Consider the following 669-nt stretch of genomic DNA (forward strand, 5'->3'; position numbering starts at 1 on the left):
TAAGTTTTTTCGCAGCAAATTCGATAATGGGAAAAATTACTTTTGGATATGGATTGGGAGATATTTTTTACCTTCCAATTTTATATGTAATAACATTTGTTTACATAATAACTTTTTCAATAAATCGAAAGAAGGATAAACAACTATTAATAACAAATACTGTTTTTACAATTCCAATTATTTGGATTGTTTTGTCAGTAACACTTTGGAGAGGGCCAGAATATAGTTGGAACGGAGAATTATTTTACCCTTCAAAGAAATCAAAAGAATCGTACGCCACTAAACGTAAAAGGTGGCAATCAGAAATAGATAGTTTAAAAACTGATGTAACGGACGATCCTCAAAACACAGAGGCACTTGTTGAAATTGGAGAATTAAAAAGTTTGTTAGGGAAAGATAAAGAAGCATTAGAATATTTGGAAAAAGCATTAAGAAAAGGAAACACCTCTAAATACACAAGATCCAAATTAGCACGCAAATATGAAGACAATGATTTAATAGATAAAGCAGTTGAACAATACGAGGAAATTTTAAAAGTTGACTCATTAAATAGATCAGCAAAATTCAATTTGCGAAGATTGAAAAAAAAATATGATAACAGCTGAGAACAATAGCTAATCTCCATCCATCGGGTGACGCACCCGCTGGTCGTAGTTTAGCCATTACGTT

The 669-nt window shown here is 31.5% G+C and carries 1 protein-coding gene; it reads left to right on the forward strand.

Translation table 11 applies throughout. The annotated features are described in order from the left end of the window. Positions 1 to 605: tetratricopeptide repeat protein (locus tag HGP29_RS28390; RefSeq protein WP_211093465.1), on the forward strand; the 605-nt coding region annotated here is incomplete at its 5' end. Positions 606 to 669: the final 64 nt, after the last annotated feature.

The sequence above is a fragment of the Flammeovirga agarivorans genome, assembly GCF_012641475.1.
Taxonomy (GTDB): Bacteria; Bacteroidota; Bacteroidia; order Cytophagales; family Flammeovirgaceae; genus Flammeovirga; species Flammeovirga agarivorans.